Origin of the sequence: Lentzea alba (assembly GCF_047445655.1) — a bacterium.
Classification (GTDB): domain Bacteria; phylum Actinomycetota; class Actinomycetes; order Mycobacteriales; family Pseudonocardiaceae; genus Lentzea; species Lentzea alba_A.
The window spans coordinates 260,921-283,978 of record NZ_JAJAEG010000007.1 but is presented as its reverse complement, the minus strand read 5'-3'; the positions used below and the strand labels follow the sequence as shown (position 1 = coordinate 283,978).

Genomic DNA, 23,058 nt, shown 5'->3' with positions numbered 1-23,058 from the left:
TCTTCGCGGGTGGAAGCGGTTGCTGCGGGTGCTGAAAGGGATAAGGCTGCTGATACGGGTGTTGCGGTGGGTATGGCTGCTGTGGTCCGTGCACGAGGTACCCCCAGGTGGTCGTGTGCGTTCCTCCCCAAGTCGCGGAAGCTACCGGAATCACAACGGCGCGCCATCGGAAACGGAACTGAGAGTGACGTGGAACCAACGAGGGGTGGTCTTCGTCCAACCACAGGTACGTCTTACGCAGGCGTTGGTAGCCTGCGAAGCGGGACCGAACCGTTACCAACCGTACGGGGGTAGGACGTCGTGACACAGGAGAACGCGGGGGCGGATGCCGTTCTCGGTGCCGCTGCGGGACTGGCTGGTGGCGCGATCGGGGCCGCAGTAGGCCTGCTTGGGAAGGCGACGGCGTTCCTGGACAGCATGTCGGGTCCGTCGACGCAGAAGTTCGAGGTGAACAAGGACAACATCCTGAAGGCCGGCGGGATCATCGGGGACTGCGCGGAGAGGCTGGAGAGGAAGCTCGGCCGTGTCTCGACCGAGTTGTTGATCCCTTCGAGCGGGGATGCTGATGGTGTGGTCGGTGCTGACATCGCAGCCGCGTGGAACAGCCGACTGATGGGTGGTTCGGACACCTATGCCGGGCGTGTCGAGGGCTATGTCAAGGCCCTCAGGAACTTGTCGGAGCAGTTGAGGGAAGCCGCCACGCAGTACGGTTTCACCGAGGAAGAAATCACCACGACGTTCGGACCTGCGAAGTGACCAAGAAGTATGTTCCAGTCGTTGCAGCATTGCTGTTGGTGATGGTTTCGGCCTGCACGAGTGGTGGGGAGATTGGCAAGGCCAACCCCGACTCGTCCGCCACCTCGACTCCGCAATCTGCGGACAAGCTGCCCAAGCGGCCTGCTGAGCTCAAGGTGAACAACGTCGATCCCTGCAAGCTGCTCAGTGCGGCACAGATGGATCAGATCAAGATCGCCGAAGCTGATCCGGAGCAGTCGACGGTGATCGATGGCACTGCGATGCCGGGCTGTTTCTACAGCAACAACCTCACCTACTCGTACATCGCAGTCGTGGCCACCAACAAGGGTGTCGACTACTGGCTGCGCAGCGGCGGAAATGTGACCGCTGAGGTTGTGAACGTGGCCGGATATGGCGCTGCTCAGGTCAAGCTCATTGGCGTGGATAACGCGAACTGCGCGGTCGCCGTCGACGTTGCGGAAGGCCAGCAGCTCTTCATGAACTACAAGCCGGACAGCGAGAACAAAGAGACTCAGCAGCAATTGTGCGACAAGGCGAAGAAAGCTGCCGGCCTCGCGCTCGAGACGCTCAAGACGCTGAAGTGAGGGGGAGGGCATGTCTGGATATCGCGAGCTGAACGACTGGAACTTTCCCGGCTGGTCGAACGATCAGTTGGCCGCCGAGGTGCAGCGGCTCAGCAACGGCGACCTCGCACGGAAGTTCTCCGTTGCTTCGGAGGCGTTGCGAACGCTGGCAGACAGCCTCTACTCGGTCGACGAGGAGCTGCGGGTCCAGCTGAGGACCCTCGGCATCGAGTGGCAGGGTGCGGCCGGCGAAAAGGCCCAGGAAAAGACCAGCGTCGCGGCCGAGGGCGTGAACGACGCGGGTGAGTCGTCCCAGCAGAGCTCGGACGCGATGGCGCGTCAGCAGGAGAGCTCCAGCTCCGTGCGTCACAGCACGCCTCACGAGCAGGATCTGCGCGGCGCCACCGAGAAGAACCTCCTCGACAAGGGCGCGGGTCTCATCGGCATCGAGACCGATCACGCAGCCGAGGTCGAGGCCACGAACAAAGCTCGTCAGCAGGCGATTGACGCCCTGAACGGCTACAAGAACAGCAGTCAGAGCGCGCTGGACGGCTTCCGCGCTCCCAACCAGGCTCCCGACATTGTGGTCTCCAGTGCCGCCGTGTCCACGCCCGTTGGCCCCACGGTCGGCCTGCCCAACGCGGGCCCGCCCGGCGTCCACGGCGGTCCGGGTTACACCGGCTCCCTCGGCCCCGGAACACCAGGTATCCCGGTCGGCCCGACCCCCAACCTCCCAGGCGGCAGCACGGGCGTGATCCCCGGCACGCCGACGCCAGGCCCGATCGCGGCCGGCCCAGGCCTGCCCAAGCCGATCATCGCTCCGTCCATCGGCGTGGCCGCTGCAGCGGCAGCCGCGACCGGTATGGCTGGCGCAACGGGTGCCGCCCGCGGTGCTCAGGTCGTCGGTGGTGGGCGCGGGCCGAGCCAAGCGCCGAAGACCCCCATCGCTCCCACCGGCCCGAAGGGTGCGCCGGCCACGATCGGCGGCGAGAAGGCCGGTGCGGGTGGCGGCAAGTCGGGGCCCGGAAGCATGCCGGGTGGACCTGGCGCGACCGGTGCAGCGGGCAAGGGCGCGATGACGCCTGGCGGCGCGAGTGGTGTTGGGCCCGCTGAGGCGAACCGGCCTGGTGCGGCGGGCGGTAAGGGTGCCGCCGGTGGCAAGGGGGCTGGGTCGTTCATGTCGCCTGCGGCCGGTGCGGCCAAGGGTGAGGGCGAGGAGGACGGCGAGCACGTGCGCAAGTACGGGGTCGACTCCGACGAGATGTTCGGTGATGATCGCATGGTGGTGCAGTCCGTCATCGGCGAAGACCCGAAGGACAAGTAGATCCCTTGAGTTCACCAGGTTCTGTGGTTTTGTCCACAGTGGAGTTCGCCGTGGTCTGGGAGGCGCAACGCCTCCCGGCCGCGCACGTCGCGTTGGACACGCGGATTCCGTCGATCACCCACACCGAGAAGGCCGAGGTGGTCAAGCGGGCCTGGGAGTCGCTGGAGGCGCGCGGCCTGGCCGAGAACGGCCGGGTCGTGCCCGAGCTCGCGGACGGGTTTGCTTTGCTGGCCAACCATCAGGTCTCGATCGACCTGTGGATCTGGGCCGATCGGCAGATCAGCGGGCTTGCGGCGGCTATCGGGGACGAGGCGATCCTGGCGGTGCAGGATCGCGATGAGATGTGGTTGATCGAGGCGCGTGGGACCGCTCTCGCCGAGGCCGCTGTCTCGGTGGCCGGGGAGATGCCGGCCGGGTTCGGGCGGTCGATCAGCTTGCCTTACGACGAGCTCGTCAAGGCTGCCAAGGACGTCGGGCAGGACGCGCAGCGGTTGATCACCATGCTGGAGCGGCAAGGGATGCGGCTCGGCGACGCGCAGGAGCTGGCCGGGATGTTGGACGGGACGTCCACGCGCGGGCAGTTCGGCGTGCAGCGCAACGGGCAGCGCGCCAAGCGGGTGGTCTCCTTCCACGACACGCACAACGGGCGATATCTGCGGCAGCTCAAGCCGAGCAGTGACGGGCGGCAGTGGTGCACGATCACGCCGGTGGACAACCACCGCCTCGCCGGCGCGATCTGGGAGCTCCTTCAGGAGGTCTGAGGAACGTCCTCGCCAAGCCTTGCGTCCTAACCTCGAACAATCACCCGGCCGGGCAATGCAATTCGTTCTAAGGTCGGTATGAGACATCGAGGGGGTGGGCGCGCATGGCCGCAACGAAGTTCAACTTCGAAGCCATGGAACAGTGCCGCACGACCGTGAGCAGCCAAGCCGGGCAATTCGGCGCGATCGGCGACGGCTTTTCCAATCAGTACGGCAATTCGGACGTGTTCGGAAAACTCGGCGCATCCGGCGCTATCTCGGGCGCGGTGACCGCAATGGATCAGGCGGGCACGCAGGAGTTCGAGGCGGCGGAGAAGGTGCTGCGCAAGGTCGAGGGTGCGCTCGACGCGATCCAGACCACCGTGGAGAACGTCGAGGAGTCCAACAAGACGTCCATGAAGGCGGTGTGACGTGAGCGCCATGGACGAGGTCGCGGCACTGCCTGGTGGCGCTGAGCTGGCCGGGCTCGCGGACAAGATCGAGACCGCGCAGCCGCAGGCCGTGCGCGACATCGCGAACCGCTGGAAGCAGGCGGCCGGGAAGTGCGGCGACCAGACGAACGCCCTGCAGCGGTCGGTGAGCCAGCTCGACGGCGCCTGGGAGGGTGCGTCGGCGGACGGGTTCGTCGCCTACATGGGCAACCTCATGAAGTGCGGCACCTCGATGACGGACGCGCTCAACGGCGCCGCGGCCGACCTGGAGGCGGCCGCGAACGCGTTGGAGGGCGCCAAGACCTCGATGACCAGCATCTGCGAGAACCTGCTGAGCCGCGCCCGCCAGCTGCGCCAGCAGATGCACAACCAGCCGCAGGAGGACGTCGACAGCGCCATCCGCGGCCTCTGCGCCGAGGCGACCGGCGATGCGAAACCCGTGATCTCCCAGGCGGAGAACGCCGTGAACGCCGCCGCCGGCACGCTGAAAGGCCGCCCCGGCGCGCTTTCCCCGAAGTTCTCGTCCATTGAGGACCCGAACACCCAGGCCTTCACCCCGGCACCCGACAAGCCCGTCCAGTGGGCACCGACCCCGCCCCCGGACGACTCGACCAAGGCGTCCTCTTCGGACACTCAGTCGAAGCCGGCGCCCACCCAACAAGGCGGCAACGGCGGCGGTGGAGGCGGCGGCGCATCAGGAGGCGGTGGCGGAGGCGGCATGGGCGGCCTCGGCTCCAGCGGCGGCCCTCCCTCGGGCAGCCCGCCCCCGGGCAACGTCGAGGAGTGGATCCGCGAGGCCATCAAGATCCTGCAGGCCAACGGCATCCCGGTCACCGACGAGAACATCGACGAGATCTGGAAGATCATCGAGAAGGAGTCGAGCGGCAACCCGCACGCCATCAACCTCTGGGACTCCAACGCCCAGAAGGGCACGCCCTCCAAGGGCCTGATGCAGTGCATCGACTCGACCTTCAACGCCCACAAGCTGCCCGGCCACGACGACATCTGGAACCCGGTGGACAACATCATCGCCGGTGTCCGCTACACGTTCTCGCGCTACGGCGGCTTCGAAGGCCACCCCGGCCTCAAGGCGATGTCCCAGGGCGGTGGCTACCAGGGCTACTGACCGGCGGTTAGCCTGACGACATGCTGACCGTGGCTGCCCGTGCCGATGTCCCGCCCTTCCACGTCATGGACGTGCTTTCCGCTGCCGCGCAACGGCAGCGGACGCACGGTGACGTGATCTCGCTGGCCGCCGGGCAGCCGTCCAGCCCGGCACCGAGGCCCGTTCGCGACGCCGCGGCAAGGGCCCTGAACGAGCACGCGCTGGGCTACACCGAGCAGCTCGGCATCCCCGAGCTGCGAAGCGCCATCGCCGGGCACTACAAGCGCCAGTACGACCTCGACGTGACGCCGGACGACGTGGTGGTCACGACGGGGTCGTCCGGCGCGTTCACGCTGGCGTTCCTCTCGGCCTTCGACGCCGGCGACCGGGTCGCCCTGGCCAGGCCCGGCTATCCCGCCTACCGCAACATCCTGAAGGCGCTGGGATGTGAGGTCGTCGAACTGCCGTGCGGCCCGGAAACGCGGTTCCAGCCCACGGTCGAGATGCTGGACGAGGACCTCAAGGGCGTGATCGTGGCCAGCCCGGCCAACCCGACCGGCACCGTGGTCGACGTGGGCCCGATCGCGCGGTGGTGCGAGAGCAACGGCGTCCAGCTGGTCAGCGACGAGATCTACCACGGCATCAGCTACGGCGAACCGCTGCACTGCGCCTGGGAGACGTCGAAAGAAGCGATCGTCGTCAACTCGTTCTCGAAGGCGTTCGCGATGACGGGCTGGCGGCTCGGCTGGATGCTGCTGCCGGAACGGCTCCGCAGGGCCGTGGACTGTCTGACCGGCAATTTCACGCTCTGCCCGCCCGCGTTGGCGCAATACGCCGCGGTCGAGGCATTCCACCCCGACGCTTATGCCGAAACGGCACAGCACCTGAAAAGGTACAAAACCAACCGCGACCTCCTCCTCGAAGGCCTGACGAACCTCGGGATCGACAAGCTCGCACCGGCGGACGGCGCCTTCTACGTCTACGCGGACGTACGACACCTGACGGACGACTCGATGGCGTTCTGCAAGAAGTTCCTGACCGACACCGGCGTCGCGATCGTCCCCGGCATCGACTTCGACCCGGTCGACGGCCACCACTTCGTGCGCATGTCGTTCGCCGGTGCAACACAGGACGTCGAGGAAGCGTTGAGGCGACTGAAGGCGTGGCTGTAGGAGGGGAGACAACCGTGTGGGCGATCATCGGGTGGCTGGTGGCGATCTGGATCGTGCTGGCCGTCGTCGGATTCGTGGTGAAGGGCCTTTTCTGGCTCGCTGTGATTGGAGGACTACTCCTCGCAGGCACCGCGGCTTACGGTGCGATCAAATCGAAGAAGTAACCCTGGTCTAATCGGGACGCACCGCTCACCATGAAGCGGTGTTGCAGTCCAACGAGGCCCGCCTCGAACAGTGGGAGCGAAAGGTCGAGTGGCCGCTGACGGCTCTCGCCGTGCTGTTCCTCGTCGCGTACGCGTGGCAGGTCTTCGACGACCACGGGCGGATGCACTTCACGCTGGAGATCGTGTTGTGGCTGGTCTGGGCCGTGTTCGCGGCCGAGTACGTGACCAGGCTGACGCTCGCCAACAACAAGATCTGGTTCCTGAAGACGCACTTGTTCGATCTTGCAGCGGTCGTGCTGCCGATGATCAGGCAGCTCCGCGTCCTCAGGCTGATCACGGTCCTCACCCTGCTCAACAAGAAGTTCCAGGACAAGATCCGGCAGCGGGTCAGCATTTACGTCGCGGGCGTGACGACAATCGTCGCGTTTTGTGCGAGCCTCGCCGTGCTGGACGCGGAAAGGCATGCGGAAAACGCGAGCATCACCACGTTCGGTGACGCGTTGTGGTGGACGCTCACCACGATGTCGACGGTCGGATACGGCGACCGTTATCCCGTCACGGTAGAAGGCCGGCTCGTGGCCGGGTTGCTCATGGTCGGCGGCATCGCACTGCTCGGTGTCATCACCGGCACGATCGCCAGCTGGCTGGTGGAGAAGCTGCGCGGCGTCGAGGAAGCCGAGCTTGAAACCGCGCAGGAGCTCCGGAACCTACGCGCCGAGATCGCCGAACTCCGCGCGGAGCTCAACGCGCGCAGCGGCGGCTGACGTCCACAGCCGCGCGTCCCAGCCCGCGACGAGAGCGCCCTCGACGTTCGTGAGGCGGTCGTCGAAGAAGATCAGGTCCGACGAGCCGACGACGGTCTCCACGTGCCGCCAGATCGCCGCGTCCGGTTTCGCGCAGCCGAGATCACCGGAGAAGATCAGGTGCTGGAAGTGCTTGGCCCACGGCACCTTCTCGGCCAGCCGCGCGAACGTCACCGGCGCGTTCGACAGCAACGCGAGCGGCACGCCCAGAGCGTCCAGATCATCAATCAACGCAACGGTTTCCGCCACCGGGTCGTCCAGCCAACCGGCGTTGTCCAGCGCGGTCAGCTCGCGCACGGCAGCGTCGTCGAACGACAGCCCCAGCGAAGACCCGATCAACGCCCAGTAGTCGGCGTCCGAGCTGCCGCGGTCGTAGGCGTCACGGTCCCAGTACGCCGCCTCGAAGCGCTCCACGGACACCCCGACGCGTGCGGCCATCGCGGGAATCGCCGGGTTCCGCTGGCTGATGACCTCGCCGAAGTCGAACACGATCCAGCGCATCTCAGGCGTCCTCTCGTAGCCGGCGCAGCACCTCGGCGATGTCGGACGAGTCCACGTCGCCGTGCGTCACGAACCGAACCTTGCCGGACATCGGACTGGCGAAAACCCCGATCTCCCGCAACGAAACCAGCGTCTTGTCCAGATCGGGCACCGAGGCCAGCACGATGTTCGTCGCCGGCTCGTCGACCTCCCACCCCAACGACCGCAACCCGGCGGCCAAAGCGGCGGCGTTCGAGTGATCAGCAGCCAGACGACCAATGCGATCCAACGCGACCAGCCCGGCAGCGGCCAGCACTCCGCCCTGCCGAACCCCGCCACCCAGCATCTTCCGAACGCGCCGAGCCTCGACGACAAAAGCAGCAGACCCGGCCACAACGGACCCGACCGGCGCGCCCAGCCCCTTGGACAGACACACCTGAACGGTGTCCGCCCCCGCGGTCAACGCGGTGAGCGGCACCCCGAGCGCAACGGACGCGTTCCACAACCGAGCTCCGTCGAGGTGGACGGCCAGCCCGGCGGACCGAGCCGCCGACACCAGCAGCGCGTGCTCGTCAGCGGTCGTCACCGTGCCACCGGCAGCGTTGTGCGTGTTCTCCAGGCACAACAACGTGGTGCGCAGCCCGTAATAAGGAGACTCGCCCCCACCGGCGGCGATCACGGCCTCCGGCGACATGACCGGCAGCGCGTGCGGCATCCCACCGGCCAGCCAGGCGGCGGTCCCGAGCTCGGCGTCCAGGACGTGCGCGCCGAGCGGAGCCAGGAACCGGTCACCGCGCGAAACGTGCAGGAACAACGCGATGAGGTTGCCCATGGACCCGGAAGGGACCCAGAGAGCGGCTTCGACACCGAGCAGCGCCGCGACCCGCTCCTCCAGCAACGCCATGGTCGGGTCGTGATCGAGCACGTCGTCGCCGACCTCGGCCGACGCCATCGCGCGGCGCATCTCCTCGTCCGGCTGGGTGACGGTGTCCGAGCGCAGGTCGATGGGGGTCACGGACCCGATCACATCACATCCGGTGAACGACCATGGGGGTGATGTAGCTCTCGCTGTGGGTTCGTGCAACCGTTGGAGCCTCAGATTCCGTCCGGTAAGTGCAACTCGAGGAACGAGCGGAGAGCAGTCCGCGTGGATCAGCGCGACGAGCAGGAGTTCGCGGAGTACTTCGTGGCTCGCCGTGAGGCCGTGCGCCGAACGGCATACCTGCTGTGCGGCGACTGGCACCGCGCCGACGACTTCGCTCAGACAGCCTTCGTAGCGGTGCACAGGAGGTGGCGGAAGATCCGGGACAAGCAGGCCCTCGACGCCTACGTCCGGCGCACCCTCGTGCGCGCGGTGATCGACGAGTCCCGCCGTCCGTGGCGGCGCGAGAAGTTCACCGACGAGCTGCCGGAATCGCCGACTCAGGACAACGAGATCGGCGACACGGTGGCCACGCGTGACGCGTTGATGAAGGGCCTGCGCAGAGTCCCGCCCAGGCAACGGGCCGTGCTCGTGCTGAGGTTCCTCGAGGGCCTCGACGTGACGGCCACGGCCGAGGTGCTGAAGTGCTCGGAAGGAACTGTGAAGAGTCAGACCGCCCGCGGGCTGACCGCGCTGCGGGAAGCTCTGGGAGACGCGATCGACGACCTGAGGCCGGCCTCGTGAGCGAGAGGAGGACGTAGATGGACGAGCAGAAGCTCGCGGACCTGTTCCGCGATGCCGCACACGACGCGCCACCGGCGTCCTTCGACGCGGGTGACGTCCGAACGGCTTCGCGACGCGCCACCCTTCGCAGGCGCAACTCCATCGCGGCCGGCACTACCCTGGTCGTCGTGCTCGGCTTCGGCGGTGTCGTGGCCGGCGTGAACTGGACCAGCCAGGAAAAGAACGTCACGAACAGCGCGGGTGCTGGGCAGGAGAAGGACAACACGGCACAATCGCCGCTGTCCGCTCCGATCGTCCCGGAACAACAAGCCAAGCCGCCAACGCAGCAGGACTTCCCTGGCGACGCGTCCACGCAGGGGGACGCGTCCACGCCGGGAAGCATCGGCCCTTCGGCCGATGGACGCGCAGTGCAGGGCTGCGCCGCGGTGGACCGAAAGCTCGCCGTCGCCCTCGCCGGAGAGCTTTCGGTCTCGCCGGACCACGCCGTGGTCCCCGAGGCCTCGTGTTCGCCGCCGTCCCGCGCGGCCATGTTCAAGATCGACGGCCAGACGATCACGGCGATCGTGACGCCGGACGCCTTCGAGGCACCCGCCGGCGCGGCCAAGGTCAGGACCACGAGCGGCCAGGACCTCTACGTGTTCACCCAGGGCGACGGCGAGTTCAAAAGCCGTGTTCAGGAGTTCGCGAACGACATGGCGGCCCAGTTCTGACCAACCGCCCAGTACCCTGGCGCGACTATGACGGCAGCAACCCCCAAGGGTGAGCGCAGGCGACAGGCGCTCGTCGAGGCCGCGTCCGAACTGCTCGTGGAGGGCGGGTTCGACGCGGTCCGGCACCGCGCGGTCGCCGAACGCGCAGGTCTGCCGCTCGCGTCCACCACGTACTACTTCGACTCGCTGGACGAGCTGATCACCGCCGCGGTCGAGTTCCACGGCAGGACCGAGCTGGCGAGCTGTCGCGAGCGGCTGAGGACGATCTCCGAGCAGCTGGCCGACGACGACGTGCTGGTCGAACTGATCCTCGACCTGCTCGTGGGCCAGGACGTCACGGACACCGAGACGATGCTACTGCGCTACGAACGCCTCGTCGCGACCGGCCGCCGCCCGTACCTGCGGCCGTTGATGCGGACGCTCTCCACCGAGCTGCACCAGCTGATCGCCGACATCTTCGCCCGCTCAGGCCGTGACATCTCGGCGGACCGGGTGGAGGAGCTGATCGCGCTCGTCGACGGGTCGGTCGTCAACTCGTTCATCGAGCTCAAGTCGGACCCGCGCGGCGTGGCGGCCAGGATGCTCCGTTCGGCCCTTTCGCGTCACGAGTGATGCAACCTCCCGTTCCTCCAGTGCGTTCCCCTGGTTGAGGACGCGAGAGGGGAACGCATGCGCAAGGCCGATGAACAGGGCTTTCGCGAGTTCGCGGCAGCCAATGCCGCGTCTTTGCGACGTACCGCGTACCTCTTTTGTGGCGACTGGCACACAGCCGAAGACCTGATGCAGTCGTCGCTCATGAAGATGTACATGGCCTGGAAGCGCATCAAAGACCTCGACAACCTCATCGCGTACGCCCGCAAGGTGCTGCTGCGCACGTGGCTGGACGAGAAGCGCAGGCCGTGGCGCAGAGCCGAGCAGCGCGACGGGGAGCTGCCCGAGACCGCGGACGCCACCGTCGACCCGGACACGACCAGCGCGAAGCTGTGGGCACGTGAGTTGGTGCACACCGCGTTGCTGCAGGTCCCGCCGAGGCAACGGGCGGTGCTCGTGCTGCGTTATTTCGAAGACCTGTCGGTCGCCGAGGTGGCGGTGGCCATGGGTTGTTCCGAAGGAACGGTCAAGAGTCAGACAGCGCGTGGTCTCGCAACCCTGCGCACGATCGTGGAGAAGCTCGACAGCAGTTCGGGGAGGGTCGCGTCGTGAGTGAGCAGGAGATCCGCGAGGGAATGCTGCTGGCCGTCTGGGACGAGCCGCCGCTCGACTTCGACCCCGACGCGCTGATGAGGCGGGTCGAGCAGAAAAAAAGTCGTCGCCGAGCGCTGGTCGCTGTGGGCGTGGCTACGGCGATGATCGCCGTGGCGTCGTTGGCGCTGCCCGGCCTGCTGCCCCGTGACCGGGACGGCCAGCTCGCCTCTGAGGCCCAGACGAACACGTCGGCGCCCCCGAGCGAGTCGGCGGAGAAGAAGGCCCAGCGCATCGGCGACAAGCTGGCCGAGCGGCTCGGGCTGACGATGCCGACCCTGACGGACGTCTACGGGGGGCTCTACCCAGGCCGTCTCCACTACGGCACGAGCACGACGTCCGCTCCGCCGTCGAAGGAGCTCGAATCGGAGTTCACCGGCTACCTCTACCTGACCGACTCGATCGGACCGACCTCGCTGCGGGTGGAAGGCGGCCGGCTCGAGTTCACGAGCAAGTCGTTCTGCTCGGGCGCGATCTCGTGCAGGGAGTTGCCGCAGAGGGACGGATCGACCGTCATCGAGGCCGAGTTCAGCGACGGCGGTCCTGACCTCACGCGGTCGGAGGTCGTGCGCAAGTTCCAGAGCGGGTACGCCGCGAGGATCGTCAGCTACAACCTCAACCCGGCGACGGGCAGTGGTCTGCGCCAGACCGTGCCGGTGCGTGTGGAGGTGCTCACAACGCTGGTCACGGACCCCGCCGTCGACTGGGAGTGAGTCCTGTGTGCACTAACCTGAGGGCGTGAGCAAGCCGCGCATCGCCAACGTCCTCGCAGGTCGCTACGCCTCCACGTCGCTCGCGACGCTCTGGTCGGCCGAGCACAAGATCGTGCTGGAGCGCCAGCTGTGGCTCGCCGTGCTGCGCGCCCAGGCGGCTGCGGGCATCGACGTGCCGGCGACCGCGATCGCCGACTACGAGCGGGTGCTGGAGCAGGTCGACCTGGAGTCGATCGCCGCCCGCGAACGCGTGACGCGACACGACGTGAAGGCGCGCATCGAGGAGTTCAACGCGCTCGCGGGCCACGAGCAGGTCCACAAGGGCATGACCTCGCGCGACCTGACTGAGAACGTCGAACAGCTGCAGGTCCTGCGGTCGCTGGAGCTGATCAGGTCCAAGGTCGCGGCGGTCCTCGGCCGGCTGGCGCGCCTCGCCGCCGAGCACTCCGACCTGGTGATGGCCGGCCGTTCGCACAACGTGGCCGCGCAGGCCACCACGCTGGGCAAGCGCTTCGCGACCGGGGCCGACGAGCTGCTGGTCGCGTTCTCCCGGCTGGACGAGCTGATCTCGCGGTACCCGTTGCGCGGCATCAAGGGCCCGGTCGGCACCGCCCAGGACATGCTCGACCTGCTCGGCTCGCCGGAGAAGCTGGACGAGCTGGAGCGCACGGTCGCGGGCCACCTCGGCTTCGAGCGCGTGCTGACGTCGGTCGGCCAGGTCTACCCGCGCTCGCTCGACTTCGACGTGGTGTCGACGCTGGTGCAGCTCGCGGCGGCGCCGTCGTCGGTGGCGAAGACCATCCGGCTGATGGCGGGCCACGAGCTGGTGACCGAGGGCTTCAAGCCAGGTCAGGTCGGGTCCAGCGCGATGCCGCACAAGATGAACACCCGCTCGTGCGAGCGCGTGAACGGCTTCGCGGTGATCCTGCGCGGTTACCTGTCGATGGTCGGCGAGCTGGCCGGTGACCAGTGGAACGAGGGCGACGTGTCGTGCTCGGTGGTCCGCCGGGTCGCGCTGCCGGACGCGTTCTTCGCGTTCGACGGGCTGCTGGAGACGTTCCTGACGGTGCTGGACGAGTTCGGCGCGTACGCGGCCGTCGTCGCCCGCGAGCTGGACCGCTACCTGCCGTTCCTCGGCACGACGAAGGTGCTGATGGCGGCCGTGCGCGCGGGTGTCGGCCGGGAGACCGCGCACGAGGCCATCAAGGAGAACGCGGTGGCCGTCGCGCTGGCGATGCGCGAGCAGGGTCTCGCGGAGAACGACCTGCTGGACCGCCTTGCCGCGGACTCGCGCCTGCCGCTGGACCGGGCTGCTCTGGACGCGCTGCTGGCCGACCGCCTGTCGTTCACCGGCGTGGCGTCGGCGCAGGTCGCGGCCGTCGTGGAGCAGGTCGCCGCGGTGGTCGACAAGTACCCGGCGTACGAGCCGGAGCCGATTCTGTGATCGTTTCCGGCCTCGTCGTCTACCCGGTCAAAGGATGTGGCGGGTACTCCGTCACGTCCTCCGCCGTCGACCTCACGGGGCTGCGCGGCGACCGGATGATGATGTTGGTCGACGCTGCCGACGGGGTGTTCCTGTCGCAGCGGAAGGTGCCGGCGATGGCCGCGCTGCGTCCGTCGCTCGTGGACTCGGCGCTGGTCGTCGGCGGCGAGTCGTTCCCGGTTGTCGTTGACGGGCCTCGTGTTCCGGTGGTCGTGCACACGTGGCACGGCTCCGGGATCGACCAGGGCGACGCTGCCGCGCAGTACTTCTCGGACGCGTTGGGCAAGCCGGTGAGGCTCGTGCGGACACCGCCGGACCTGCACCGCGAGACGACCGGTGAGACCCCTGGAGTCGTGGGTTACGCCGACGGCAACGCGTTGCTGCTGGTCTCGCTGTCCTCATTGGACGGGTTGAACGAGCGGATCCTGGAGCGGGGCGGCGACCCGGTGCCGATGAACCGGTTCCGCCCCAACGTGATCGTGTCCGGATGGCCGGAGCCGCACACCGAGGACAGGGTGCGCCGCGCGGTCATCGGTGACGTCGAGCTGGGCTACGCCAAGGACTGCGTCCGCTGCGCCGTGCCGATGGTCGACCAGGAGACCGGTCTGAAGGACGGGCCTGAGCCGATCCGGTCGCTGGCCACCTATCGGCGTGACCCTGACGGCGGGGTGACCTTCGGGATGAAGGCCCAGGTCGTGCGCACCGGCACGATCGCGGTCGGCGACAAGATCGACGTCCTGGAGTGGTCTTCCTAGGCCTTCTGCCAGCGCAGCCGGTTGTTGCGGTCCGGGTCCTTGCGGCAGATCAACGGGTCGCCGCGCAGGCTGATGCCGATGGCACCTTCCGGAGCGCACGGCGCGTTCTCGTTGACGAGCAGTCCCCGTTGCGGAGTCTCGGTCGTCGTCGTGGGCTGCTGCGGCGGCGGAGCCTGCACGGGCGGCGGCTTCGGCGTCGTCGTGGTCGTGGTCGTCGTCGTGGTGGAGGTCGTGGTCTTGACCGTGATCTCGGCGACGTCCGGGGTCGGCACGATGCTGACCGGTTGCGCCGTGCTCGAGTTCTGCGAGCCCGACGGCGGGGACGAGAGAGGACTGGAGTCGCTGCCCCAACCTGCTACGACCAGCACGATGAGCAGTCCCGCACTGGCAAGAGCCGGGATCCACAGCGCCTTTCGGGTGAGCACGGGGTGCACCTTAAGGCTCTTCGGGCTTGATCTGTAGAGGTGAAGGGGCGTGCGTCGGTTTTCCGGAACGGACGGGCACGTAGGCTGACCCGCGTGCCAACGCTCGCTGACTACCAGCACGTCGCCCGCGGCAAGGTTCGCGATCTGTACGACGTCGACGACGAGCTGCTGCTGTTCGTCGCGTCCGACCGCATCTCGGCCTACGACCACATCCTGAGCACCGAGATCCCCGACAAGGGGCGTGTGCTCACCGCGATGAGCGTGTTCTGGTTCGAGCGGCTCGCCCCGAACCACCTGGTCAGCCACGACGACCCGCGGATTCCCGCCGAGGTCCGCGGCCGGGCGCTGCTGGTGCGCAAGCTGGAGATGATCGACGTCGAGTGCGTGGCGCGCGGGTACCTGACGGGCTCGGGCATGGCCGACTACACGGCGACCGGTGCGGTGTGCGGGATCGAGCTGCCGGCCGGGCTGGTCGAGGCGTCCGAACTGAACCCGCCGATCTTCACGCCCGCGTCGAAGGCCGAGATCGGGGCGCACGACGAGAACGTGTCGTTCGACGTCATCGCGGCCAAGCACGGAGTCGAGCTGGCGTCGAAGCTGCGTGACCGCACGATCGAGCTGTACAGCGAGGCGCGCGCGTACGCGTTGTCGCGCGGCCTGATCCTGGCGGACACGAAGTTCGAGTTCGGGTTGGACGCCTCCGGTGAGCTGATCCTGGCGGACGAGGTGTTCACGCCGGACTCGTCGCGGTACTGGCCGGCCGAGGGCTACGAGCCGGGTCGTGTGCAGCCGTCGTTCGACAAGCAGTACGTGCGGGACTGGCTGACCTCTGACGCGTCCGGCTGGGACCGCAAGAGCGACGTGCCGCCGCCCGCGCTGCCCGCGGACGTCGTCGAGGCCACCCGAAAGAGGTACATCGAGGCGTACGAGCGGCTCACTGGCCGGTCTTTCGCTGACTGGCTCGCGTGAGTTAGCTCCGCTTTCACGCGGATGTCACCACGGCATGGCGCACTCAGTACGTGCACTCACAGCTCGTGGTCTCTCTGTCCGGCATCGGTCCGCAGACACTCGACCGATGCGCTGATCTCGCCGCGGCGCTCGACCCGCGGAACGTGCCGTTGTCGCTGCTCTTGGTGCCCCGCGAGCTCGGCAAGGCGCAGGAATGGGTCCGTGCGCGGGCCGCTGCCGGTGACGCCGTCGTGCTGCACGGTCTCGGCCAACGGCGGTTGCCCGCCTACGAAGCGGGGCTGCTGCTCACCGGTGCGCGCGTCCAGATGGAAGCCATCGGGCTCAACGCCGACACGTTCGCGCCTCGTCGTTGTGTGGCGTCGCCCGGGACGTTGATCGCGCTGGCCAAGCACAAGTTCAACCGCTGCGCCGACGCGCACGCCGTCCGCGACGTCGGCACCGGCCTCGCGATCCTGGGCCGCCTGCACGCGTTGACCGAGCGCAGCAGCTTCGGTGAGCTGCGGTCGTTGGCGCTGGTCTACTCGGCGGCTCGCTCTGCTCGGCGCGGTGGGCTGACCCGGATCACCGTCGACGCCCGCGACCTGCACCGGCCCGGTGCGCGGCAGGCCGTGCTCGACGCCGTGGACATCGCACTCGCCCACGACGCAGCGCCGACCACGTACGTCAAACTGCCGTCTCCTCGCCAGGAGGCAGCGGCCTGACCTCGCTGGTCTCCGGCTTGAGCATCTCGAACAGCCGGTAGGCCATCTGCGGGTTCGCGAGCGTCTTCTCGTGGATCGGCACGGCCACCCGCGGCTTGACCGCGCGCAGGAAGTCGACGGCCTCACCGGTGCGCATCCACGGCGCGCCGGTCGGCAGGCCGAGCACGTCGACGTCCTCGTCCGGCACGAACAGCGAGTCGCCGGGGTGGTAGAACGCGCCGTCGCCGACCACGTAACCCGTGTTCGGAATGACCGGAATGTCCTGATGGATCACGGCGTGGTGGCCGCCGACGACCTTCACGGTCGTGTCGCCCACCTTGAAGATGTCACCCGGCCGGGCGACAGTCGGATTTTCGGTCTGGTCGGCGCTGCCCTCGTCGACGATCAGCTGCGCCTGTGGGTTGGCGGCGAGGAGCGAGGGCAGTTTCTCCACGTCGAGATGATCAGCGTGCTGGTGCGTGATCAGCACCGCATCCAGGTCTTTCAGGTCTTCGAACCCCGTGGAGAACGTGCCGGGGTCGATGAGGATTCGCGTGCTGTCGGTCGTGAGAAGTACGCAGGCATGACCGAAATGGACAACTTGCACAGATGCCTCCATTACCGACGTTTGGCGGGCTGACACGGTCAGGTGACGTCGGAAGTATCAAAGGGCATGAGGAAACCCCTGCAACTCCTCACGGCACTGGCGCTCGCCCTGCCGATGACGTCCTTTGTCCCTGCTACCACCACCTCTACACCTGCTCAGGCTCAGGCGCCTCAGGCGGCTCAGTCACAGGAGATCGGCACCGAGGAAGCGCTCTCGGTCCGCGTGGGTGGAAAGTCTCCTTCAACCGTGATCGACCGGCCCGGCTCCGGGTACGTGAAGATCCACTTCACCGATCTCCGGATCCTGCCCGGCGACGTGCTCACGGTGTCGAACCCTGACGGCACCGAGAAGTACACGTACAACCGGGATCTGAAGACCTCTCTGACCGCGACTCCGGATTCTTCTGGCTTCTGGGCCATGTCGATCACGGGCTCACGCGCGGTCGTCTCGGTGACGAACCCGCTGTCGCGCGTGCGGATCGACAAGATCACGCGCGGCTACACCGAGGCCGAGATGTCCTCGCAGCCGTCCGTGCAGAGCATCTGCGGCACGAACGACTACAAGGACGCGGTCTGCTACCAGTCCAGCAACCCGACCGAGTTCGGTCGCACGAAGTCCGTCGCGAAGCTGCTGCGCAACGGCAGCTCGCTCTGCACCGCCTGGCGGGTCGGCCCCAACAACCGCCTGCTGACCAACAACCACTGCTTCACCAGCACCGCGGGCATCGAGGTGTGGTTCAACTACCAGTGCCCGACCTGCGGCGGCACCACGTCGGCTCCCACGACCAAGGTCCTGGCGGCCCAGGTGCTCAAGACCAACGCCGGGCTGGACTACACCCTCTTCACCGTGAACAACTTCGCGGCCATCAGCTCGTTCGGTTACCTCGAACTGGACGCGCGCGTTCCGGCCGTTGGTGAAGAGATGTACGTCATCGGCCACCCGGCCGGGAAGCTCAAGAAGTTGTCGTTGCGCGACAACAACAACGGCGGCGGCTACTGCATCGTGCGCGCGGTGCGGGTCAACGGCAGCTCGTCGCAGTCCGACATCAGCTACATGTGCGACACCGAAGGCGGCTCGTCCGGCTCACCGGTGCTGTCGAGGCGCACGCACAAGGTGATCGGGCTCCACCACTTCGGCGGCTGCCCGAACCAGGGCGTGCGCATCGACCTCGTGGCCGCGCAGATCAGCTCACTGCTGTAAGGATCTCCAGCTCTTCCTGCTGAGTGAGTCCCGCCTTGCGGGACCTGTCCAGGCCGAGGCCGCGCTCGTACTCCAACGAGTCGAGCGCGGTCTCGGCGAGCGGCCGGATCTTGAGTCCGTTCGCCAACGCCTGGCTGACATCGCGCCCGGTCATCTTCGACCAGTCACGCGGCAGCCACAGCGGAATCGACCGCGGCCCGGACCACGGGTTGACGTTCAAGGACTCGAGAACGCTCTCCGGCACCGGCACGAGCTGCGTCCCAGCCGGCGCCGTGGCCCCCGCGATCTCCCCGATGCCCAGCTGGAACGGCATCGCCGGCCCGGTCGCGTCGTAAGTCCCCGTGACCCGCTCCTCGGCGGCGAACACGATCCACTGCGCCAGATCCCGCACGTCGATGTGCTGAAGCCCCAGCTCAGGGCTGTCCGGAACGACAACCCGCCCACCCTGGCTCAGGCGCGCCGGCCAGTACCCGAACCGGTCGGTGGGGTCACCGGGCCCGGTGATGAGCCCGGCCCTGACGATGAACTCCCGCCCGGCCACGGCCTCCCGGACAGCGTTCTCACTGGCCACCTTCACGCTGCCGTACCGCTCGGACGTGAACTCCGCCTGCGGGTCGTCCTCCAACGGCGGGAGCAGCTCGTTGTTGAGCGTCGAGTGGTCCGCGTAGACCGAGATGCTCGACACGAACGTCCAGTGCGGCGTGGTCGGCCCGAACGCCTCCAGCGCGTCCCGCACCCAGTTCACCGAGTACTTCGCCACGTCGATGACCGAGTCGAACTGCTCCCCGGCGAGCTGGTCGAACGCTCCGGGTTTGTTTCTGTCGATCGGGATCAGCTTGGCGCCTTCCGGCACACCACCGGAGGCGCCTCGGGCGCCGCACACCACGTCGTGGCCGCGGCGGACGGCCTCCGCCGTGATGGCCTTGCTGAGGAACACGGTTCCGCCGAGCACCAGGATCTTCATGATCTCCAGCATCCGTCGCTGGCGCGGGTTCTGCCAGCGGTTCTCCGTTCAGCGAAACGTGCTCGATCGGTTGGACTTCTTCCAGGTTCGTTTGTGGCCGACCGATGGACGTTTCGTGAGTCTGCACGCCTTCGTCGACGAGTCGCGGCGAAACAACACGTACCTGCTGGGGGTGGCCGTGGTGTCGCCAGGTCAGCTGACCAAGTTGCGCAAGCTGCTCATGGGTCTGCGCATGCCGAACCAGCGTGAGCTGCATTTCAAGAAGGAGACCCCGGCTCGCCGCAAACAGATCTTGTCCGCACTGACGTCGGCAGTGGTGCACGTCGACATCTATCTCGCGTGCTGCAGGAGGGGGAAGAACGGGCAAGGCAGACCTGTGTCGCGAGACTGACCGATGACATGCAGAAGATCGGCGTGACGCGGTTGGTCTTCGACAGTCGCGAAGTCCGAGACGACCACGACCTCTTGACCATTCGCACCGCTCTCGGCAAGTCCGCGTGGGGCACAGGTTTGTTCTACGAGCACTTGCCCAGCGAGAACGACCCGTTGCTGTGGATCGCGGACATCGCGGCGTGGTGCTACGGCGCGGGTGGCGACTGGCTGCGGCGGATTCGGCCGCTGATCGGCAACGTTGTGGACACTCGATTGCCCTAGAAAGCGCGAAGCACGGCGGCCGACCGTCCGGACGGGCACCGTGCTCACTTCCCCGGCTTACGGGCCGGAGCTGACACAAGATTACCAAACAGCGTCGCGAGGGCAAGGTCGTTCACCCGATGGTGAAACCCGGTGAAGATGTGCCTCCGAACACCTGTCGAGTTGATGAACACCCAGGTCAGGTAGGCTCCCGGAGTACCGCCAGCCCCCTCAAACCCGGGAGCAGTCTGTCGTGGCCCGAGTCGTCGTCGACGTCATGCCGAAGCCCGAAATTCTCGACCCCCAAGGCCAGGCGGTGGCGAACGCGCTGCCGCGTCTTGGTTTCGACGGCATCACCGCCGTCCGCCAGGGCAAGCACTTCGAGCTGGAGGTCGCCGACGACGTCGACGACGCCACGCTCGCCAAGATCGCTGAGACCTTCCTCGCGAACCCCGTGATCGAGGACTGGACCGTGCGCAGGGTCGAGGCATGAGGGTCGGTGTCATCACCTTCCCCGGCACGCTCGACGACGTCGATGCGCAGCGGGCCGTCAGGTACGCCGATGGCGAGGCCGTGCCGTTGTGGCACGGCGACCACGACCTGAAGGGCGTTGACGCGGTCATCGTTCCCGGTGGGTTCTCGTACGGCGACTACCTGCGGTGCGGCGCCATCGCGCGGTTCGCGCCGGTCATGCAGGAAGTGATCGAGGCCGCGAACAAGGGGATGCCCGTTCTCGGCATCTGCAACGGCTTCCAGATCCTCGCCGAGGCCCACCTGCTGCCGGGTGCGCTCGTCCGCAACCACAAGCTGCACTTCGTGTGCCGCGACCAGTGGCTCAAGGTCGAGAACAACACGACCGCATGGACCACCAGGTACGACGAAGGCGCGGAGATCCTCGTGCCGCTGAAGTCCGGCGAGGGCGGCTACCAGGCCAACGAGGACACCCTCAAGGAACTGGAAGACAACAACAGGATCGTCTTCCGGTACGTCGGCGAGAACCCGAACGGCAGCCGCAACAACATCGCGGGCATCACCAACGCCAAGGGCAACGTCGTCGGCCTCATGCCGCACCCCGAGCACGCCATCGACGCGCTCACCGGCCCTACCGATGACGGCCTGGGCATGTTCCTCTCCCTGCTCGACTCGGTGGTGAAGGCATGAGCATCGACACCGTGAAGAACGCGGAAAGCACGCCCGACCAGGAGCAGCCCTACAAGGAGCTGGGCCTGAAGGACGACGAGTACGCGCGCATCAAGGAGATCCTCGGCCGCCGCCCCACGGACGCCGAGCTCGCGATGTACTCGGTCATGTGGAGCGAGCACTGCTCCTACAAGTCGTCCAAGGTGCACCTGAAGTACTTCGGTGAGACCACGACCGACGAGATGAAGTCGAAGATGCTCGCGGGCATCGGCGAGAACGCCGGCGTCGTCGACATCGGTGACGGCTGGGCGGTCACGTTCAAGGTCGAGAGCCACAACCACCCGTCGTACGTCGAGCCCTACCAGGGCGCGGCCACGGGTGTCGGCGGCATCGTGCGCGACATCCTCGCCATGGGTGCCCGTCCGCTCGCGGTCATGGACCCGCTGCGCTTCGGCAAGCCTGACGCCGCAGACACGCGCCGGGTGCTCCCCGGCATCGTCGCGGGCGTCGGCGGCTACGGGAACTGCCTCGGCCTGCCGAACATCGGTGGCGAGGTCGTCTTCGACGAGTCGTACCAGGGAAACCCGCTGGTCAACGCCCTGTGCGTCGGCACGATGCGGGTCGAGGACCTGCACCTCGCGCACGCCAGTGGCACCGGCAACAAGGTCATCCTCTACGGCGCGCGCACCGGCCTCGACGGCATCGGCGGCGTGTCGGTTCTCGCGAGCGAGACGTTCGACGACAGCGCCGGCAAGCGCAAGAAGCTGCCGTCGGTGCAGGTCGGCGACCCGTTCACCGAGAAGGTGCTGATCGAGTGCTCCCTGGAGCTCTTCGAGAAGGGCATCGTCGTCGGCATCCAGGACCTCGGCGGTGCAGGCCTGTCCTGCGCGACGAGCGAGCTGGCGTCCGCTGGTGACGGCGGCATGCACGTCTGGCTCGACCGCGTGCCGCTGCGGGCCACGGGTATGACCCCGGCCGAGATCCTCTCCAGCGAGTCCCAGGAACGCATGTGCGCGGTCGTCGAGCCCGCGAACGTCGAGGCGTTCATGGAGGTCTGCAAGAAGTGGGACGTCATCGCCACCGAGATCGGTGAGGTGACGGACGGCGACCGCCTGGTCATCACGTACCACGACGAGGTCGTCGTGGACGTGCCGCCGCGCACCGTCGCCCACGAGGGCCCGGTCTACAACAGGCCGATTCAGCGCCCGGCGGACCAGGACGAGCTGCAGGCGAACACGCCGGACAGCCTCCCGAGGCCTGAGAACGTCCTCGAACTGATCAAGACCATGGCGGCCAGCCCCAACCTGGCCTCCAAGCGGTGGGTCACGCAGCAGTACGACCGGTACGTCCGCGGCAACACCGTGCTGGCGCAGCCGAGCGACGGCGGCATGATCCAGATCGACGAGGAGACGCACCGCGGTGTCGCTCTCTCGACGGACTGCAACGGCCGCTACACCAAGCTCGACCCGTACGAGGGCGCGAAGCTGGCGCTGGCCGAGGCGTACCGCAACGTCAGCGCCACCGGTGCCACGCCCGTCGCCGTCACGAACTGCCTCAACTTCGGCTCGCCGGAGGACCCGGCGGTCATGTGGCAGTTCGAGCAGGCCGTGAAGGGCCTCGCGGACGGCTGCGTGGAGCTGGGCATCCCGGTGACCGGCGGCAACGTCAGCTTCTACAACCAGACCGGCTCCACGGCGATCCTGCCGACGCCGGTCGTGGGCGTGCTGGGCGTGATCGACGACGTGCGGCGCCGCATCCCCACCGGGATCGGGGCCGAGGCCGGCGAGACGCTGCTGCTGCTCGGCGAGACGCGTCCGGAGTTCGGCGGGTCGGAGTGGGCGCACCACGTCCACGGGCACCTCGGTGGTCTGCCGCCGAAGGCCGATCTGCAGCGCGAGAAGCTGCTCGGCGAGGTCCTCGTCGCGGGTTCGCGTGACGGCATGGTCTCCGCCGCGCACGACCTGGCCGAGGGCGGTCTGGCCCAGGCGCTGGTCGAGACGTGCCTGATCGGCGAGACGGGTGCGCGGGTCTTCCTCGAGGGCGACCTGTTCACCGAGCTGTTCAGCGAGTCCGCCGGCCGAGTCCTGGTCGCCGTGCCGCGCACTGAGGAGCAGCGCTTCACCGACATGTGCACCGCGCGCGCTCTGCCGTGGCGCAAGGTCGGCGTCGTCGACCCGGAGTCGAACGCGCTGGAGATCCAGGACCTCGGTCAGCTCCCGCTCGACGAGCTCCGCGAGGCCTGGGAGGGCACCCTCCCGGCTCTGTTCGACTGAGCAACGCAGGCGAGAAGGGCCCCGTCAGTGACGGGGCCT

At 67.6% G+C, this 23,058-nt stretch carries 29 protein-coding genes; 24 read left to right on the top strand and 5 right to left on the bottom strand.

Translation table 11 applies throughout. The annotated features are described in order from the left end of the window. Positions 1 to 300: 300 nt before the first annotated feature. The 9 genes from LFM09_RS14190 to LFM09_RS14150 all read left to right on the top strand — a co-directional run bounded on the left by LFM09_RS14190 (position 301) and on the right by LFM09_RS14150 (position 7,040). Positions 301 to 756: a hypothetical protein gene (locus LFM09_RS14190; protein WP_414096870.1), complete on the top strand. Its 456-nt coding sequence runs from the start codon at positions 301 to 303 to the stop codon at positions 754 to 756. Further along, positions 753 to 1,340, top strand: coding sequence for a DUF3558 domain-containing protein (locus LFM09_RS14185; RefSeq protein ID WP_414096869.1), 588 nt, complete (start codon positions 753 to 755; stop codon positions 1,338 to 1,340). The genes LFM09_RS14190 and LFM09_RS14185 overlap by 4 nt, the downstream gene beginning before the upstream one ends. A gap of 10 nt (positions 1,341 to 1,350) precedes the next feature. Next, a complete protein-coding gene (locus LFM09_RS14180; RefSeq protein WP_414096868.1) occupies positions 1,351 to 2,643 on the top strand; it encodes a hypothetical protein in 1,293 nt (430 codons plus the stop codon). A gap of 23 nt (positions 2,644 to 2,666) precedes the next feature. Next, positions 2,667 to 3,404, top strand: coding sequence for an ESX secretion-associated protein EspG (locus LFM09_RS14175; protein WP_414096867.1), 738 nt, complete (start codon positions 2,667 to 2,669; stop codon positions 3,402 to 3,404). A gap of 104 nt (positions 3,405 to 3,508) precedes the next feature. Next, entirely contained in the window at positions 3,509 to 3,814 is a 306-nt protein-coding gene (locus tag LFM09_RS14170) for a hypothetical protein (protein WP_414096866.1), read from the top strand. A gap of 1 nt (position 3,815) precedes the next feature. After that, positions 3,816 to 4,961 carry a WXG100 family type VII secretion target gene (locus LFM09_RS14165; protein WP_414096865.1) on the top strand — a complete coding sequence of 382 codons (1,146 nt, stop codon included), beginning with the start codon at positions 3,816 to 3,818 and terminating at the stop codon, positions 4,959 to 4,961. Positions 4,962 to 4,981: 20 nt separating this feature from the next. Further along, positions 4,982 to 6,112, top strand: coding sequence for a pyridoxal phosphate-dependent aminotransferase (locus LFM09_RS14160; protein ID WP_414096864.1), 1,131 nt, complete (start codon positions 4,982 to 4,984; stop codon positions 6,110 to 6,112). A 14-nt stretch (positions 6,113 to 6,126) separates the two neighbouring features. Beyond that, positions 6,127 to 6,276: a hypothetical protein gene (locus tag LFM09_RS14155; RefSeq protein ID WP_414096863.1), complete on the top strand. Its 150-nt coding sequence runs from the start codon at positions 6,127 to 6,129 to the stop codon at positions 6,274 to 6,276. A gap of 38 nt (positions 6,277 to 6,314) precedes the next feature. Beyond that, entirely contained in the window at positions 6,315 to 7,040 is a 726-nt protein-coding gene (locus LFM09_RS14150; RefSeq protein WP_414096862.1) for a potassium channel family protein, read from the top strand. On the opposite strand, the gene LFM09_RS14145 is transcribed toward LFM09_RS14150, so the two are convergent. Both LFM09_RS14145 and LFM09_RS14140 read right to left on the bottom strand, forming a co-directional pair. Further along, positions 6,984 to 7,580 carry an HAD-IA family hydrolase gene (locus LFM09_RS14145; protein ID WP_414096861.1) on the bottom strand — a complete coding sequence of 199 codons (597 nt, stop codon included), beginning with the start codon at positions 7,578 to 7,580 and terminating at the stop codon, positions 6,984 to 6,986. The two genes, LFM09_RS14150 and LFM09_RS14145, sit on opposite strands and share 57 nt — an antisense overlap. Position 7,581: 1 nt before the next feature. After that, positions 7,582 to 8,523: a threonine aldolase family protein gene (locus LFM09_RS14140; protein WP_414096940.1), complete on the bottom strand. Its 942-nt coding sequence runs from the start codon at positions 8,521 to 8,523 to the stop codon at positions 7,582 to 7,584. 183 nt (positions 8,524 to 8,706) lie between these two features. On the opposite strand from LFM09_RS14140, the gene LFM09_RS14135 reads away from it, so the two are divergent. From LFM09_RS14135 to LFM09_RS14105, 7 genes are read left to right on the top strand one after another with little or no spacing between them, the layout of a single operon-like run. Then, a complete protein-coding gene (locus LFM09_RS14135; protein WP_414096860.1) occupies positions 8,707 to 9,225 on the top strand; it encodes a SigE family RNA polymerase sigma factor in 519 nt (172 codons plus the stop codon). Between the two features lie 17 nt (positions 9,226 to 9,242). Further along, a complete protein-coding gene (locus tag LFM09_RS14130) occupies positions 9,243 to 9,935 on the top strand; it encodes a hypothetical protein (protein WP_414096859.1) in 693 nt (230 codons plus the stop codon). A gap of 27 nt (positions 9,936 to 9,962) precedes the next feature. Next, on the top strand, positions 9,963 to 10,547 hold the full coding sequence (locus tag LFM09_RS14125; protein ID WP_414096858.1) for a TetR/AcrR family transcriptional regulator: 585 nt from the start codon (positions 9,963 to 9,965) through the stop codon (positions 10,545 to 10,547). 57 nt (positions 10,548 to 10,604) lie between these two features. Continuing rightward, complete coding sequence (locus LFM09_RS14120) at positions 10,605 to 11,138, top strand: SigE family RNA polymerase sigma factor (RefSeq protein ID WP_414096857.1); 534 nt, start codon at positions 10,605 to 10,607, stop codon at positions 11,136 to 11,138. Beyond that, positions 11,135 to 11,890: a hypothetical protein gene (locus LFM09_RS14115; RefSeq protein WP_414096856.1), complete on the top strand. Its 756-nt coding sequence runs from the start codon at positions 11,135 to 11,137 to the stop codon at positions 11,888 to 11,890. The genes LFM09_RS14120 and LFM09_RS14115 overlap by 4 nt, the downstream gene beginning before the upstream one ends. A gap of 25 nt (positions 11,891 to 11,915) precedes the next feature. Beyond that, positions 11,916 to 13,334 carry an adenylosuccinate lyase gene (gene purB, locus LFM09_RS14110; RefSeq protein WP_414096855.1) on the top strand — a complete coding sequence of 473 codons (1,419 nt, stop codon included), beginning with the start codon at positions 11,916 to 11,918 and terminating at the stop codon, positions 13,332 to 13,334. Beyond that, the gene (locus LFM09_RS14105) at positions 13,331 to 14,128 is read left to right on the top strand and encodes an MOSC domain-containing protein (protein ID WP_414096854.1); all 798 of its coding nucleotides are present in this window, start codon (positions 13,331 to 13,333) and stop codon (positions 14,126 to 14,128) included. The genes purB and LFM09_RS14105 overlap by 4 nt, the downstream gene beginning before the upstream one ends. On the opposite strand, the gene LFM09_RS14100 is transcribed toward LFM09_RS14105, so the two are convergent. After that, positions 14,125 to 14,553, bottom strand: a complete 429-nt coding sequence (locus LFM09_RS14100; RefSeq protein ID WP_414096853.1) for a hypothetical protein — start codon at positions 14,551 to 14,553, stop codon at positions 14,125 to 14,127. The genes LFM09_RS14105 and LFM09_RS14100 overlap by 4 nt on opposite strands. A 93-nt stretch (positions 14,554 to 14,646) precedes the next feature. Here LFM09_RS14100 and LFM09_RS14095 point away from each other — a divergent pair, with 93 nt between their 5' ends. Together LFM09_RS14095 and LFM09_RS14090 are read left to right on the top strand one after the other, a co-directional pair. Further along, the gene (locus tag LFM09_RS14095; protein ID WP_414096852.1) at positions 14,647 to 15,522 is read left to right on the top strand and encodes a phosphoribosylaminoimidazolesuccinocarboxamide synthase; all 876 of its coding nucleotides are present in this window, start codon (positions 14,647 to 14,649) and stop codon (positions 15,520 to 15,522) included. Between the two features lie 50 nt (positions 15,523 to 15,572). Further along, the gene (locus LFM09_RS14090; protein ID WP_414096851.1) at positions 15,573 to 16,223 is read left to right on the top strand and encodes a DUF2334 domain-containing protein; all 651 of its coding nucleotides are present in this window, start codon (positions 15,573 to 15,575) and stop codon (positions 16,221 to 16,223) included. Here the strand turns inward: LFM09_RS14090 and LFM09_RS14085 are convergent. Beyond that, entirely contained in the window at positions 16,186 to 16,809 is a 624-nt protein-coding gene (locus tag LFM09_RS14085; protein WP_414096850.1) for an MBL fold metallo-hydrolase, read from the bottom strand. The genes LFM09_RS14090 and LFM09_RS14085 overlap by 38 nt on opposite strands. Before the next feature lie 66 nt (positions 16,810 to 16,875). Between LFM09_RS14085 and LFM09_RS14080 the strand changes: the two genes are divergently transcribed. After that, positions 16,876 to 18,009 carry a trypsin-like serine peptidase gene (locus LFM09_RS14080; protein ID WP_414096849.1) on the top strand — a complete coding sequence of 378 codons (1,134 nt, stop codon included), beginning with the start codon at positions 16,876 to 16,878 and terminating at the stop codon, positions 18,007 to 18,009. Here the strand turns inward: LFM09_RS14080 and LFM09_RS14075 are convergent. Continuing rightward, positions 17,993 to 18,973 (bottom strand): NAD-dependent epimerase/dehydratase family protein, encoded by a 981-nt coding sequence (locus LFM09_RS14075; RefSeq protein ID WP_414096848.1) that lies wholly within the window; start codon positions 18,971 to 18,973, stop codon positions 17,993 to 17,995. The two genes, LFM09_RS14080 and LFM09_RS14075, sit on opposite strands and share 17 nt — an antisense overlap. Before the next feature lie 115 nt (positions 18,974 to 19,088). Here LFM09_RS14075 and LFM09_RS14070 point away from each other — a divergent pair, with 115 nt between their 5' ends. The 5 genes from LFM09_RS14070 to purL all read left to right on the top strand — a co-directional run bounded on the left by LFM09_RS14070 (position 19,089) and on the right by purL (position 23,019). Continuing rightward, positions 19,089 to 19,364, top strand: coding sequence for a hypothetical protein (locus LFM09_RS14070; protein ID WP_414096847.1), 276 nt, complete (start codon positions 19,089 to 19,091; stop codon positions 19,362 to 19,364). A gap of 23 nt (positions 19,365 to 19,387) precedes the next feature. Further along, positions 19,388 to 19,627: a hypothetical protein gene (locus LFM09_RS14065; RefSeq protein WP_414096846.1), complete on the top strand. Its 240-nt coding sequence runs from the start codon at positions 19,388 to 19,390 to the stop codon at positions 19,625 to 19,627. A 232-nt stretch (positions 19,628 to 19,859) separates the two neighbouring features. Continuing rightward, complete coding sequence (gene purS / locus LFM09_RS14060; protein WP_030465889.1) at positions 19,860 to 20,099, top strand: phosphoribosylformylglycinamidine synthase subunit PurS; 240 nt, start codon at positions 19,860 to 19,862, stop codon at positions 20,097 to 20,099. After that, complete coding sequence (purQ, locus tag LFM09_RS14055) at positions 20,096 to 20,767, top strand: phosphoribosylformylglycinamidine synthase subunit PurQ (protein WP_414096845.1); 672 nt, start codon at positions 20,096 to 20,098, stop codon at positions 20,765 to 20,767. The genes purS and purQ overlap by 4 nt, the downstream gene beginning before the upstream one ends. Next, positions 20,764 to 23,019, top strand: coding sequence for a phosphoribosylformylglycinamidine synthase subunit PurL (purL, locus tag LFM09_RS14050; RefSeq protein ID WP_414096844.1), 2,256 nt, complete (start codon positions 20,764 to 20,766; stop codon positions 23,017 to 23,019). Before purQ ends, purL begins: the two co-directional genes overlap by 4 nt. The last annotated feature ends 39 nt before the right edge of the window (positions 23,020 to 23,058 follow it).